This window comes from Parabacteroides faecis (assembly GCF_014647375.1).
GTDB lineage: Bacteria > Bacteroidota > Bacteroidia > Bacteroidales > Tannerellaceae > Parabacteroides > Parabacteroides faecis.
This window is the reverse complement of record NZ_BMPB01000013.1, coordinates 144,869-158,540: the sequence shown is the minus strand read 5'-3', so window position 1 is coordinate 158,540 and position 13,672 is coordinate 144,869. Positions and strand designations below refer to the sequence as shown.

Sequence of the window (13,672 nt, the reverse complement as noted above, 5' to 3'; positions counted from 1 at the left end):
ATATAAAATACAACTATAAATAACTGGTTATTAATATGAATAAAGAATCTATGCTATTCACCCCGGCCTCTATCGGTCCGCTCACACTCAGGAATCGTACGATCAGGGCGGCCGCTTTCGAAAGTATGTGCCCGGGGAACGCTCCGTCGGAAATGCTATATAACTATCATACCTCTGTGGCAGCCGGCGGAATCGGCATGACTACTTTAGCCTATGCCGCCGTAACGCAAAGCGGACTTTCATTCGAACGTCAGTTGTGGTTACGCCCTGAAATCATACCCGGTCTGAAGAAGATCACAGATGCCATCCATGCCGAAGGTGCTGCCGCTTCCATACAAATCGGACATTGCGGGAACATGTCTCACAAAAATATCTGCGGATGTACTCCTATCTCTGCTTCCACCGGATTCAATTTATATTCGCCGACTTTCGTCCGGGGAATGCGGCAGTCTGAAATAGCCGCTATGGCAAAAGCCTTCGGCCAGGCAGTCCACCTCGCCCGCGAAGCCGGAATGGATGCCGTCGAAATACATGCCGGACACGGCTATCTGATCAGCCAGTTCCTCTCTCCTTATACCAACCGCCGGAAAGATGAATATGGAGGAAGCCTGGAAAACCGGATGCGTTTCATGAAGATGTGTATGGAAGAGGTAATGAAAGCTGCCGGTTCGGATATGGCAGTCCTGGTAAAAATGAATATGCGCGACGGTTTTAAAGGCGGCATGGAACTCGACGAGACGTTGGAAGTCGCCCGTACCCTGCAAAACCAATGCGGCGTACATGCCCTGATACTGAGCGGGGGATTTGTAAGCCGTGCTCCGATGTATGTTATGCGTGGTGCAATGCCTATCCGCACAATGACTCATTACATGCCGAACGGATGGTTACCAATCGGTGTACGAATGGCAGGGCACCTGATGATTCCTACCGAACCGTTCAAGGAAGCATATTTTCTTGAAGACGCGCTGAAATTCCGGGCAGCCCTGAAAATGCCTCTCGTATATGTCGGCGGCCTTATCTCCCGTGAAAAGATAGAAGAAGTACTCGGCCACGGATTCGAGTTTGTCAGCATGGCACGTGCACTGCTCAACGACCCGGCTTTCGTCAACCATATGAAAGAAGACGAACAGGCCCGTTGCGACTGCGGTCACAGCAACTATTGCATTGCCCGTATGTATTCGTTGGAAATGGCTTGCCATAAACATATGCAGAATCTACCTAAAAGTATTGTCAAAGAAATAGAAAAACTGGAGTATAAATAATAATGGAAAAAGGAATAGCCATTATAACCGGTGCCGACGGGGGCATGGGACAAGAGATCACCCTGGCACTGGCCAAAGACGGTTTTCAGATCATCATGGCGTGTAAAGAACCGGAGAAAGCATATCCGGTCTGCGAACGTATAAAAAAAGAAAGCGGGAATAAGCAAATAGAGGTCCGGGGAATAGACCTCTCCTCTTTATCATCCGTCCATGCTTTCGCACAAAAGATACTGGCGGAAGGACGCCCGGTCAGCCGGTTAATGAACAATGCCGGAGTTCTGACCACCCATATCCGTCCTACGGTAGACGGATTGGAAACGATTGTCAGCGTTAATTACGTCGGTCCGTATCTGCTCACCCGGTTACTGCTTCCTCTGATGCATAAGGGAACCCGTATCGTCAATACAGTATCCTGCACGTATGCCATCGGTAAAATAGAATCCGACTTCTTCACCAAAGGGAAGAACGGACGTTTCAACCGGATATCGGTGTACGGAAATACCAAACTGGCCTTATTGCTCTTTACACGCGAATTGGCGGAAAGGGTAAAAGAAAGAGGAATTACCGTCAACGCCTCCGACCCAGGTATCGTCAGTACGAATATGATCACGATGAATGCCTGGTTCGACCCGCTGACAGATATCCTGTTCCGTCCTTTCATCAAAACACCGCTGCAAGGAGCAGCGACAGCCATACACCTTGCCCTGTCGGAAGATGTAAACGATAAAAGTGGTACATGCTACGCCAACTGCAAAGAGAAAAAGCTGTCGGAACATATCCGGAACCATCCGGCCCAAGTCAAGCTCTGGGACGATACGGAGGGATTGCTTCGTTCCCGTAATCTACTGGATTAAAAAAATATACACGGGACAGTTGGAACGTATTAATAAAAAACATACCTTTGCACCGCTTTTAACCCCCGTACGTGTGATGGGAAAATTAGGAAGCATAAATACTAATTTTGAGTAACACAAAAAATTAAAGAAATGAAGACATTCCAATTAGAAGGAAAAGGAAGAGAAGTAGCTGCTACTTCTGCTGATCAGAAAAGAGCTTTAAAAGCTATGCGTAAAAATCAGGAAATCCCTGCTGTATTATACGGTGGCGAAAAAGTAACTCACTTTACAGTAACTGTCGACAGTGTACGTAAACTGGTTTATACTCCGGAAATCTTCGCTGTTGAACTGAACATCGACGGAACAAAGACTATGGCTATCGTTAAAGATATCCAGTTCCAGGCAGTAACCGATGCTATCATGCACATCGACTTCATGGAAGTTTCTGACAGCAAACCGGTAACAATGGAAGTTCCTGTTGTTCTGGAAGGTCACGCCGAAGGTGTTAAAGCCGGTGGTAAGCTGACATTGCGTATGAGAAAGCTGAAAGTTAAAGCTATCTATACTCAGATCCCTGAAAAACTGACTATCAACGTTGATCACCTGGGCTTAGGTAAGTCTATGCAGGTGGGTGCTTTACACTTCGAAGGTCTGGAACTGACAAATGCAAAGAACGCTGTTGTTTGCGCCGTTCAGTTGACTCGTGCCGCTCGTGGTGCTCAGGCTACTGCTGGTAAGTAATCTGAAAAAGATAATACCAAATAACGTGAGGGAGGAATATTCAGGAGAATGTTCTTCCCTTTCTTATATTATATAAATAATGCAAGAATCATGAAATATCTGATAACCGGACTTGGTAATATAGGCTCTGAATACTGGGGCACACGGCATAACATCGGTTTCCGTGTCGTGAATGCTTTGGCTGAAGAAGCCGGAGTGCCTTTCACGGAAGAGCGTTACGGGGCAGTTGCCCGGATGCGGGTGAAGAACTGCGAGTTGATCCTGCTCAAACCGAATACATTTATGAACCTGAGCGGAAATGCCGTCCGTTACTGGTTACAAAAAGAGAATATTCCAGTGGAGAATCTATTGGTGGTAGTAGATGACCTGGCTCTTCCCTTCGGCACTTTACGTCTGAAACCCAAAGGCAGTGATGCAGGACACAACGGATTGAAAAACATACAACAACTCCTGGGAACACAGGAGTATAACCGTCTGCGTTTCGGGATAGGCAGTGACTTTCCTCGCGGCGGACAAATAGATTATGTATTAGGCAAGTTCCCTTCTGAAGAACTGGAACTGATGCCGGAAAAATTGAAACGGGCCATCGAGATCGTCAAGAGCTTCTGCCTGGCAGGGGTACAGATTACGATGAACCAATACAATAATAAATAGTTGACAGATGACGGTTGACAGATAGGCTTCGCACTCCTATCATCAAGTAACTGTCAACTGTCACTTGTCAACTGCCAACTGAAATTGTTATGAATGAAGTAAGAATAGATAAATGGATGTGGGCTACCCGCATCTTCAAAACCCGGACGATCGCAGCAGAAGCTTGCAAGAAAAGCCGGATCATGATAAACGGTGTCACCGTAAAACCATCCCGTATGATCAAGGTGGGAGAAGTAATTCAGGTTCGTAAACCGCCTGTGACTTTTTCCTTCAAAGTATTAGCATTGACAGAACGCAGAATGGGTGCTAAACTGGTGCCGGAATATCTGGAAAATGTCACGACTCCGGATCAATACGAAATACTGGAGATGAATAAGATATCCGGTTTCGTAGATCGCGCCCGTGGCTTAGGCCGTCCGACCAAGAAAGATCGCCGTGAAATGGAGCAATTCACTGATCCGGGATTGATGGATGATGGTTTCGACTTTGATTTCGATTTTGATTCGAATGATGAATAATAAAAATAAAGGACAAAGTTCAATTATTGTCAGATGTGAACGTAGGGGCGGGGTCTGCCCGCCCATCTTCACCGGTTGTTATATTATCGTCGCAAAGGGCGGGCAAACCCCGCCCCTACAGAACCTGTTATTTGGGTTCAATTATTTCTATAACTGTTTCTCTTCTGTCAACAATTTCCCCTCATCACTCCATGTCCGCCAAATTCCACTTTTCTTTCCGCGGGTGTAGAACATTTCAAAACGCATGACACCTTTGTCATTCCAGATACGCCAGGGACCATCTTTCTCACCATCTTTATAAGAAGCCAGACCGATCAGTTGTCCTGCCTCATTATAGGTTCGCCACTCCCCGTGAAAAACGCCATGATAATACGAGCGGACCTCCGCAATCTTCCCATCGGGGTAATAGATTACATACGTACCCTCCGGACGCCCATCTTTCAGATACAACTCCATCTTCAGCATACCATCGTCATAAAACTCCGTATAACGACCCGTATAAGGTGTAGTTTGTGTTTCGTCCGTATAATACTGACCTTCATTAAGTACCAGGTCCTGTGCCTGGATAGCAAAGGTACTTCCGGCAACCAATGTAGATGTTAATAGCAATTTCTTTATCATTTGTATATGTTTTTACAGTTTCCACCCTCCTGCAAGAAAGGTAAAAGGGCACAGGAAAATGTAACATATCCCGGGCCCCTGAACCATTATTCAAAAATTCGAGTAAGAAACAATCTGATTAATAAGCTGTATTCTGTGGATCCCAGTTTGCCCATCCGGCTGTCCAGTCGTTGGTTCCGTCGAAGGCACCTTTGTAAGTAACCTTATCGAAGAAGTTGTCAGACAAAACAGAATCAGAGAAATCCGCACCACCGATCTTGTCGACTACCACTGAAGAATAATCAGCGTTTGTTACAATCAGGTCGTTGCTGGAAGCATATACCTGATTTTTCAAATTCTCTGTTTCGAAATAGCTCTTGCTGTCATCATCCTTGAAGTTCTCCCACATACCGGCAAAGATCACATTCTTTACCGTTGCACCGGCATTTGCATTCTGCAGGTACAGACCATAAGGCCAACCAGTGAAGACAGAGTTGTAAACATTCAAAGAAGAGTTACGGCGAATATGCATAGCAGCCTGGAACTGTCCACCCTTCGCACCATTAGCTGCATCATCCGTTGTATAAAGAATTTCACTTTCCGCTTTACCGGCTGACTCGCCATAGAACGGACCGATCAGCGTTACGTTAGAGAAAATAGGCTTCGTAATAGGCTCGTCTCCGGAGCCATTCGCATCGTTGTCCGACTCAAAACCGTTGGACTTAGAGGTATCGGCAACCTTCGGATCACGAACACCCAGCAAGAACTGCAATTTTCCGGTATAACCGTAATCCGTATCGAATTCATCATCCCAACCTTTATAAGCAATCAGGTGTTTTGCATTCACCGTTCCGCCAAACCATTCGAAAGAATCGTCACCACAATAAGATACCTGGATATATTCCAGTGTCGTTCCGCTACCGACTCCCCCACAAGTCAGACCATTGATCTCCTTATTCGGTTCCAACGGATAACCGGCAAACTCGATACGTACATACTTCACTATACCGGAATTATCTTCAGGCTTGTTTCCACCATAATGAGTACGCGGACCACCTTCTATCTGCGGATCATTTGCATTAACCGGAGCATTACCACATAAGATCAAACCACCCCAGTCGCCATAAGCACGTGAACCGGCAGGCTGGTTCGAAGTAAAGACAATCGGTTTATCAACCGTACCTTCGGCAATGATCTTGCCCCCCGGTTCAACGATCAGAGAACCTTTTGTGGCTTTTTCCCCTTTGATCACCGTACCCGGTTCGATAGTCAATGTTACACCGGAAGGCACATAGACATATCCTTTCAACAAATTATTATCCACAGCACGTAGAGTCATATCGGAAGGAATATCTCCTTCCAGCGTTACGTCTTGGCTTTCCGGAGCATCGGCATCAACCGTTACAACACAAGTCGCCGTTTTACCACCGTCGTCAGTCTTAACAGTGATAGTAGCCGTACCTTCTGCTACAGCCGTAACCGTTCCATCGCTAACGGTAGCTACTTTATCATCGGAAGAAGTCCAGGTCACACTTGTCGTAGTAGCATCCGAGGGAGTAATGGTAGGAACCAATTTAGTTGTCGATCCCGGTTTCAACGACAAGGTCGTTTTATCCAATGCAACCGCAGTAACACTGATTGTCGCCGAGTCGTCATCGTCGCTACAAGCTACGTTTCCAAACATTGTGGCTATGCATACTAAGGCAGCCACACCTTTCAATAAAAACTTGTTCATAATAATAAACTAATTTAGTTTGTATATAAGTGACATTATTTAAAATTTAACCGATACGCCCAGATTAACAGTCACGCCCGGACGGTAGCTGCGAACCAACTGTTCCACTTCCCGTTTCGCACCGGAAGTTTCCGTCAGTTCCAGAAACTGTTTATACTCAATCTTCGAGTTCAACAAATCTTTGATACCCCCTTTAATCTCCACATACTTGCCCACTTTCTTCGAGAAACTCAAATCCAATGCGTTACGTGGCATTTCATAGATATCAGGGATATCGTCATTCGGGTTCTGGGCAGGGACACCCACTGTTTCAATACGCTTTCCGATGCGGTTATAGAGCACGGAAGCAGAAAAACCTTTATCTTCCAGTTGGTAGAATAACCCGGTATTGATCAGATAAGGAGACTGTCCCTGCATCGCCCGGTCGCGCTCAAAAGAGCCTTCGGCAAAATAGACCTTACTATGAATATAGGCGCCATTGAAAACCAGGCTCAGGTTTTTCAACCCGATAAAATCCAACTGCTTCTTAATATCCACCTCCACACCAAAAGCCCTGGCATGATCGGCATTGTGATAGGTGTACTGCAAGCCGGAACCTGCTTCACTATACGTCTGCTCGATCGGGTCTTCAAAATATTTATAGAATCCTCCTATCGTCACCGTCTCGCCTGTCGACGGGTAAAACTCATAACGCACATCAACATTATTGGTATAGGCATTCTTTAAATTGACATTCCCGGTAATATTGGCATCTAGTGCAAAGTCATAATACACGTAAGGCACCACTTCACGAAATTCGGGACGGTTGACCGAACGCCCATAAGCGACCCGCACCTGTTGTTTATCAGTCAGGCTATAGGCGACATTCAGGGAAGGAAAGAACTCGGTCGAACTTTGGTCCAGATGGACCGCTTTGATACCATCCGATTCGTAGCCATCCAGTTTCAGCTGGTAATATTCCATGCGGACACCGATATTCGCATTCAGTTTCTCTCCATAATTCAACCGGGCTGCCACATAAGCTGCCCCCAACAGATTCTCAGAAGTATAAGAGTCGCTTTTATTGGTGCTTTCCTTCATATAAATACGGTTTTCGGAAATATTCTCATCCGAAAAGATCGAACTGTAATCCCACTCGGCAAAGCGGTTATATCCACTTCCCAAAAGATTGTAGAGAAAACGGCGCGCTTCAAACGTACGGTCTTTATATTCTCCATATACACCGGCATTCAAGACGGGTTTGAAAAGCTCCGATACACTGAAAATATGCTCGTAATTCGTTCCGAGGGAGAAACTGTTATCCGTCAGATCCTGATAATAGCGGGTCGGGTCGGATACATAATATTTAAGTTCGTCATCCAGCTTCCGTTCCATCGACTTGACGACTTTACGGTCCGGCTCCTTGTAGGCGGCATAAGCATACCCCACCGTCCAGTCCAGCTTGTCGGCTTCGTCATGCCATTTATGTTCGCCGCTCAACTGGCCGGCATAGGTGGTACGTCCGGTGTAAAGTGATTCCCATTTCCGGATATTCTCTTCAGAATAGTAATCTGTACCCTGGCGTTGGGAAAGCGAAGAAGTTCCCCGCTGGTTGAAGAAGTTACGGAACTCGAACTTGTTGTTCCCGTTCAGGAAAGACCAGTTGAACAAGGCACCGAGCTTGGTTGTATTCTTATATTGCACATCATCGTATTTATAACGGTAAGACGATTGGTCGTTCGTCATATCATACGACAGATAGTTATTGTTCTTCATCTCGTAATAATCGTAGCCCGTACTGTAATTCACGTTCGTTATATTACCGATCCGCCAGTCACCCAGGTCGAAAAGGCGATTCATGGTGAAAGTCAGCTTCTGTTCCGGGAGTGCCGTGAAATGGCTGATATCCCACCCCGTATTCACCCGGCGGGTAAATGTAGCAGCGTCGGAAGTACTTACATCGTTCAGGTGAGCAGGTGTATTGGAAGGTAGCGTGCGTTTACCGACACCAAAGCCTAGATAATCGACCGCATGCCCTTTCGTCAACTGGAAATCGCGGAAAGTTGCATTTGTATTAAAACCCAGTTGATAAGAGAGATTGAAGGTATTCCCTTCCGGCACATTCTTCGTCAGCAAGCGGACGAAACCACCCGAGAAATCAGCCGGTAACTCTGCCGACGGACTTTTGTAGACCATCATATTATCGACCAGGGAAGAAGGCAGCACGTCAAAGGAAAAAGCACGGCTATCTGTCTCGCTCGACGGTGTCGTGGCATTGTTCAGCCACACATTATTATAACGCTGTGCCAGGCCGCGGACAACAATGAAGCGGTCGTCCACGATCGTAATACCGGGTATACGGCGAAGCACCTCAGCGGCATCGCTATCCTGCGTCTTGCTGATCTGCTGGGCAGATATTCCACTCACTACAGGAAGGCTTTTGCGGACGGTATTCAGTACGGCTGTTTCTGTCCCCAGTTTTCGTTGGGCCACTACCACAACGTTTTGCAGTTGGAGATCGGCGTCCGATAGTTCGATACGCACGACTGCTTCCTGATAAGCTATCACAGCCACATCTTTTATGGTTTGCGTTTTATAAGATACATAAGAAGCGACCAGAGTATATTTACCAGGTTGTACCTTTTCGATACGGAAATTTCCATCTATATCCGTTATAGCTCCGATTGTCGTTCCTTCGATAGAGACAGTGGCACCGATCAGTGGTTCCTTGAATTTAGCATCTGTCACGGTTCCGCAGATAACACCCGTTTGTGCCCGGGCCGTCAGCGCAAGAAAACTTCCAAACAGCAGGAGAACCAACATCAACAGCCCTCTCTTTTCACGCTTATTTCTCATTCCTTTACTTGTTGTTACATTTATTTGCCGCAAAAGTAGAGGCGCGATGTTTCAGCCAAATTTAAAAGAGATGACAATACGGTAACGGTTATTACAATTCGTTGACAAATAAATTTACTACATTTGTACCTTTATTAATCAAAAGCGTAAATGACGATTATAAGATGAAAAATACTAAGATTTTTCCAAAAGACTGGCTGCAACTGCATCCATATAAACAATCCGGACCAACCGATCTTTATTATACCCGTATCGCCAATCAGATACATGATATAATGTTACATACCGACCTGGCAAACTCATTCGACAAAGAAGATGTCATCCAGATCAGTATGCGTATGGCGGCTTATTTCGAGGATGTAATCTCCGGCCTCAACATCTGGCACTCTTTCATCACGGAATATAAGAAACAGACAGGCAACTATCTCCCTTTCTACACTATCAGCGACCATTATTACGATGATGAAGCCAACCTGGAAGATGTCCGTTTCCTGCTCTGGCACTACACCCAGCAGTATCACGGTGCCAAGAAAGGTACTTTTGTCAATCCGGATAACCCGACGAACGAAGAGACGGGCCGCCTGATCTACCAGCTATTCTGCCAGGAGTGGACTACCGCTCCGGAAAACAGCAAGATGCAGGCTTTATTCGCCCCGGAAACGTCCTATGAGACACCGGAAGACTACGAAATACTATTGCATTGGTTCCATTACGATTCGTATTTATTCACGGACACAAAATACAACCTGAGCGAAACGATCAAGGAGTTCTGGCGTCAGAACCCGGGTAATAAGGAGAATACGGAGGTGATTATGACAATCCATAATTCGCTGGCTCACATCGACCGTACTGCATTCCTGGCCTATACGTCGCCCAAATGGTTGTCGCTCATCCTACCGGAAACACACCCGAATCACACTTTCTTCGCGGAACAGGCAGAGCAATCGGAAAACTTCATCGACCCTGCTATCAAAGAAAGGGAAGAAAGCAACAAAGATGCCTACAATAAATTTACCGAAGTGGCCAATGGTAAACTGTTATTCTATATGAAGAGCAAGCAAGAGTTCATCGATTTCGCCTCGCAGCAGTTGAAACTGGAAGAAAACGAATATACCCCGTTGGCGAACTGTATCGAATTCGACAAGTTTGCTGTATATGCTTCTCCCAGAGAGGGGCTGCAATTAGTGGTGGACGGTATCGAATATATCAAAGACGAACAGAATCCTTTCTACAATGAGAAAAAGGCTTCCGAACAGGCATTGGCATTCTTCATCGTCAAACATTGCAGCATGGACTTACTGAAAGCCCTCGAAGAACGCGGTATGCTGGCAGATGCGCAGACAAAGAGCCTGTACAGCCCGGAACGCGGGAAAGATATTATTCATAGGAATTGGGAGTTCCTGGCGAAGTATTTTATAAGAGAGATTTAAAAAGAATTATTAGAAAAAGGTTTCACCTTTTTCAGTTGATAGTTGACAAGTGACAGTTGACAGTTATACTTTGCGGTCGAATATGTTTTGTACGCAGATGACATGGATTTAGAAATTCCAATAAACAGGAGGACTTGCTTGTTACAGGTTTATTTGCCGTCTGCTTCAGCTGACGGATTAGTTAATAACTATTTCTTTGGACTTTAGTCACATTTTAAACACAATCTCTATGTGAAAAAATGTGGCTAAAGCCGAAAAGGAGAAATAACTTGTAAACCGTCAGCTGAAGCAGACGGCAAATAAACCTGTTATAGCGAATCTCCCTCCACTACCTGTCAGCCGGATAGATAATCCCCAACTGCCTCCGTATTTCGTCGATAACCTCCAGAGTAATCAATGAATTCTCATGACTATTAACAGATGACTCGCGTTTACCCGCCTGTATCAGATCCATAAACTCTGCCACCTCATAATAATATTCATTCTTATCTGTCACTGCGCTTATATCTATCGGTTCCGAAACTGCCGTCTTTCCGGCACCTGTCGGGATACGAGGTGTATAAGTAACCTTTCCAATTATATTTATACGATCCAGATTGATATTCCCCTCTTCACCCTGTATCTCCGTAGGAAGATAAGAGTTCGCAATCTTCGAATAAAGGATAGTCGCATTCATATCGTCATACAGAAAATTCACTGCCCCTTGTCCGTCCGCTCCTGAGGAAAGCACGATACCGGAAGCTTCCACCTTTTTTGGCCGTCCGAACAGGACTACCATCGGATAAAGCGTATAGATACCTATATCCATCATCGCCCCATTCGACAATTCCGGCTTAAAGGCATTCAACACGATCCCTTCCTTATACTTATCATAACGCGATGAATACTGACAATAGCAAGAGAAATAACGGCGTATCGTCCCCAAGCGGATCAGATTATCACGAACAGCACGGAAATTCGGAGTCAATGTCGGCTTCATCGCCTCCATCAACGTTACATTATATGTATGGGAAGCTTCGATCATCTTTTTCGCTTCCAACGCATTCGATGCAAAAGGCTTCTCACACAAAACATGTTTGCCATGTTTCATGCAAAGAATACTCTGTGCCGCATGCAGGAAATTAGGGGATGCGATATAAACTGCATCGATCAGCGGACTCTGCGCCATTTCCTCCAGAGAGGTAAAAGTGTGGGGAATCTGATGTTTGACTGCAAATTCATCCGCCCGCTCCTGTGTCCGCGAATAAACAGCCACCAACTCAAAACGTTCATCCTGCCGTGCCCCGGCAATCACCCAGTCTGTTATAAAGTTCGTCCCGACTACTCCGAAACGTATCTTGTTATTTTTTGTCATTGTTCTTATCTTTCAATTGTTTACCAATGTCGGTATTATCTGGTTCTCAAAACCAGGATTCCCTCCTCTATCGTCAATTCCGGCACAACCGCCGCACTGTTCAATGTCAGGCAATAAGGAACCGAATCTGCTAAATGATTTGCTTTCAAACGAGCCATATGATCCGTCGGATCGATATATGTCAGTAAGTTATTCCGATTATTCCTCCACATATCACGGGCTATGATTGCTGCATCGGTAGCCGGTTCATATTCACCGGTAGAGACAAGGACATCGACCAAAGCGCCTCCGAACAAAGTATCTTCTATATTCACCTTATCCTGCCAGCCGGAACACAATACGACAACATCCCGCCCATGTTTCCGGCAAAAGTCCGCCACTGCCTGTAAATTGATAAATGCCCCGGTGATAACGTGATAAGCCGATTTAGCGATCGTTATCGCCTTCGTTCCGTTGGTTGTCGTAAAAATCACATCCCGACCGGTCACCTTCTCCGGTGTATAGTCGAATGGTGAATTTCCGAAATCAGCAAAATCACATCGTTTCACATTGCGTTCGGCCCCGACCAACCAGCCTTTTCTCTTATATTCCATCGCTTCCTCCACAGATGCAACCGGGCGGATACTACTTACTCCATTCTGAAAAGCCGCCGCCATCGTTGTCGTTGCACGGAATACATCCACCACAACAACGATCGCCTCCGGATCATGATATACCGGATACAGAACCGGCGAAAAACAAACATCAATCTTCATATCTTTTCATTTTTATCATCTTATATCATCCACAAAAATACTGGATAATTCGCTGAATACCTAATTCGGAGACTTCGCAACTACCTATTATATAAAAGATTCTATAATAAAAATGAGGATTAACCAAATTACCCTGATAAAATGTTATAGTATCTGCAATCGTCTATTTATTAGAAACCTTTTTATCATCCGCTTGTTTTTTTACTACATTTTGAAAACGTTTTAAACTAAATCGTATGAAAAGAATTGTATCTTTTATCGTCGTTTTCACTCTTGTTATAGGGGGAATGACACATGTACAGGCTCAGAGCAAAGCCGCAGAAAAAGCAGAGAAAAAGTTAGAAAGAGAAGCTAAAAAAGAAGCCAGAGAAGCTAAAGACGCTATCATGGATGAACAGGAATTCAACACCGCCATGCAAGCTATCAGCGACCAGTCTTTCGTTTTGGAGGCCAACTCCGTACAACCAATGAACGGAATGGTTTACTATGTGAACTCAAACACCAACTTCGTCTCATTGAACAATGGCCAGGCAATGGTACAGATCGCATCCAACTCACCGTACCCAGGTCCTAATGGATTAGGTGGTGTAACAGTCCAGGGTAGCGCATCAAACATTCAGACAAAGCAGGATAAAGACGGAAATGTCTACCTGTCCATGAGTGTTCAGGGTATCTTCATCTCTGCCACAGTAAATCTGACACTGATGAACGGCAGCAACAAAGCAACCGTAACAGTAGACCCGAACTTCTCAGGAAGAGACTTGACTATGGTAGGTACATTGATCCCATACGCTCAATCAAACATTTTCCAGGGAACAACCTATTAATTTAGTATCAACTCAGAATTAAATGAGGAAGATGTCTCAAAAGGACATCTTCTTTTTTGTTATCAGCTCCGGTCAGGACATAAAAAGAAGGTATCCTTTTTGGGGATACCTTCTGTATTTTTTAA

12 protein-coding genes are annotated in these 13,672 nt (G+C 45.3%); 7 read left to right on the top strand and 5 right to left on the bottom strand.

The features are described from left to right. Positions 1-35 precede the first annotated feature (35 nt). From IEY67_RS18965 to IEY67_RS18945, 5 genes are all read left to right on the top strand, one after another. The gene (locus IEY67_RS18965) at positions 36-1,262 is read left to right on the top strand and encodes an NADH:flavin oxidoreductase (RefSeq protein ID WP_122374070.1); all 1,227 of its coding nucleotides are present in this window, start codon (positions 36-38) and stop codon (positions 1,260-1,262) included. A gap of 2 nt (positions 1,263-1,264) precedes the next feature. After that, complete coding sequence (locus IEY67_RS18960) at positions 1,265-2,116, top strand: SDR family oxidoreductase (RefSeq protein WP_183670796.1); 852 nt, start codon at positions 1,265-1,267, stop codon at positions 2,114-2,116. A 132-nt stretch (positions 2,117-2,248) separates the two neighbouring features. After that, positions 2,249-2,839, top strand: a complete 591-nt coding sequence (locus IEY67_RS18955) for a 50S ribosomal protein L25/general stress protein Ctc (protein WP_122374068.1) — start codon at positions 2,249-2,251, stop codon at positions 2,837-2,839. A gap of 90 nt (positions 2,840-2,929) precedes the next feature. Beyond that, positions 2,930-3,493 carry an aminoacyl-tRNA hydrolase gene (gene pth / locus IEY67_RS18950; protein WP_122353103.1) on the top strand — a complete coding sequence of 188 codons (564 nt, stop codon included), beginning with the start codon at positions 2,930-2,932 and terminating at the stop codon, positions 3,491-3,493. An 89-nt stretch (positions 3,494-3,582) separates the two neighbouring features. Beyond that, positions 3,583-4,011, top strand: a complete 429-nt coding sequence (locus IEY67_RS18945; protein WP_122352964.1) for an RNA-binding S4 domain-containing protein — start codon at positions 3,583-3,585, stop codon at positions 4,009-4,011. A 147-nt stretch (positions 4,012-4,158) separates the two neighbouring features. On the opposite strand, the gene IEY67_RS18940 is transcribed toward IEY67_RS18945, so the two are convergent. From IEY67_RS18940 to IEY67_RS18930, 3 genes are all read right to left on the bottom strand, one after another. Next, on the bottom strand, positions 4,159-4,632 hold the full coding sequence (locus IEY67_RS18940; RefSeq protein WP_183670798.1) for a toxin-antitoxin system YwqK family antitoxin: 474 nt from the start codon (positions 4,630-4,632) through the stop codon (positions 4,159-4,161). Positions 4,633-4,750: 118 nt separating this feature from the next. Next, on the bottom strand, positions 4,751-6,346 hold the full coding sequence (locus IEY67_RS18935) for a beta-helix domain-containing protein (protein WP_183670800.1): 1,596 nt from the start codon (positions 6,344-6,346) through the stop codon (positions 4,751-4,753). A gap of 39 nt (positions 6,347-6,385) precedes the next feature. Next, positions 6,386-9,181, bottom strand: coding sequence for a TonB-dependent receptor (locus IEY67_RS18930; RefSeq protein ID WP_183670802.1), 2,796 nt, complete (start codon positions 9,179-9,181; stop codon positions 6,386-6,388). Between the two features lie 164 nt (positions 9,182-9,345). Here IEY67_RS18930 and IEY67_RS18925 point away from each other — a divergent pair, with 164 nt between their 5' ends. After that, on the top strand, positions 9,346-10,611 hold the full coding sequence (locus IEY67_RS18925; protein ID WP_183670805.1) for a DUF3843 family protein: 1,266 nt from the start codon (positions 9,346-9,348) through the stop codon (positions 10,609-10,611). Positions 10,612-10,939: 328 nt separating this feature from the next. Here IEY67_RS18925 and IEY67_RS18920 read toward each other — a convergent pair whose 3' ends face one another. Together IEY67_RS18920 and IEY67_RS18915 are read right to left on the bottom strand one after the other, a co-directional pair. Further along, a complete protein-coding gene (locus tag IEY67_RS18920) occupies positions 10,940-11,965 on the bottom strand; it encodes a Gfo/Idh/MocA family protein (RefSeq protein WP_183670807.1) in 1,026 nt (341 codons plus the stop codon). Between the two features lie 35 nt (positions 11,966-12,000). Next, positions 12,001-12,720, bottom strand: coding sequence for a 2-phosphosulfolactate phosphatase (locus tag IEY67_RS18915; protein ID WP_183670808.1), 720 nt, complete (start codon positions 12,718-12,720; stop codon positions 12,001-12,003). A 236-nt stretch (positions 12,721-12,956) separates the two neighbouring features. Between IEY67_RS18915 and IEY67_RS18910 the strand changes: the two genes are divergently transcribed. After that, on the top strand, positions 12,957-13,547 hold the full coding sequence (locus tag IEY67_RS18910) for a DUF4251 domain-containing protein (RefSeq protein WP_122352958.1): 591 nt from the start codon (positions 12,957-12,959) through the stop codon (positions 13,545-13,547). Positions 13,548-13,672 lie beyond the last annotated feature (125 nt).

What these genes read in the sequence shown, in the direction of transcription:
- IEY67_RS18935 (WP_183670800.1), bottom strand. Translation starts at nt 6,346, where the DNA reads ATGAACAAGTTTTTATTGAAAGGTGTGGCTGCCTTAGTATGCATAGCC.
- IEY67_RS18915 (WP_183670808.1), bottom strand. Translation starts at nt 12,720, where the DNA reads ATGAAGATTGATGTTTGTTTTTCGCCGGTTCTGTATCCGGTATATCAT.
- IEY67_RS18930 (WP_183670802.1), bottom strand. Translation starts at nt 9,181, where the DNA reads ATGAGAAATAAGCGTGAAAAGAGAGGGCTGTTGATGTTGGTTCTCCTG.
- IEY67_RS18945 (WP_122352964.1), top strand. Translation starts at nt 3,583, where the DNA reads ATGAATGAAGTAAGAATAGATAAATGGATGTGGGCTACCCGCATCTTC.
- IEY67_RS18965 (WP_122374070.1), top strand. Translation starts at nt 36, where the DNA reads ATGAATAAAGAATCTATGCTATTCACCCCGGCCTCTATCGGTCCGCTC.
- IEY67_RS18955 (WP_122374068.1), top strand. Translation starts at nt 2,249, where the DNA reads ATGAAGACATTCCAATTAGAAGGAAAAGGAAGAGAAGTAGCTGCTACT.
- IEY67_RS18940 (WP_183670798.1), bottom strand. Translation starts at nt 4,632, where the DNA reads ATGATAAAGAAATTGCTATTAACATCTACATTGGTTGCCGGAAGTACC.
- IEY67_RS18925 (WP_183670805.1), top strand. Translation starts at nt 9,346, where the DNA reads ATGAAAAATACTAAGATTTTTCCAAAAGACTGGCTGCAACTGCATCCA.
- IEY67_RS18920 (WP_183670807.1), bottom strand. Translation starts at nt 11,965, where the DNA reads ATGACAAAAAATAACAAGATACGTTTCGGAGTAGTCGGGACGAACTTT.
- IEY67_RS18960 (WP_183670796.1), top strand. Translation starts at nt 1,265, where the DNA reads ATGGAAAAAGGAATAGCCATTATAACCGGTGCCGACGGGGGCATGGGA.
- pth (WP_122353103.1), top strand. Translation starts at nt 2,930, where the DNA reads ATGAAATATCTGATAACCGGACTTGGTAATATAGGCTCTGAATACTGG.
- IEY67_RS18910 (WP_122352958.1), top strand. Translation starts at nt 12,957, where the DNA reads ATGAAAAGAATTGTATCTTTTATCGTCGTTTTCACTCTTGTTATAGGG.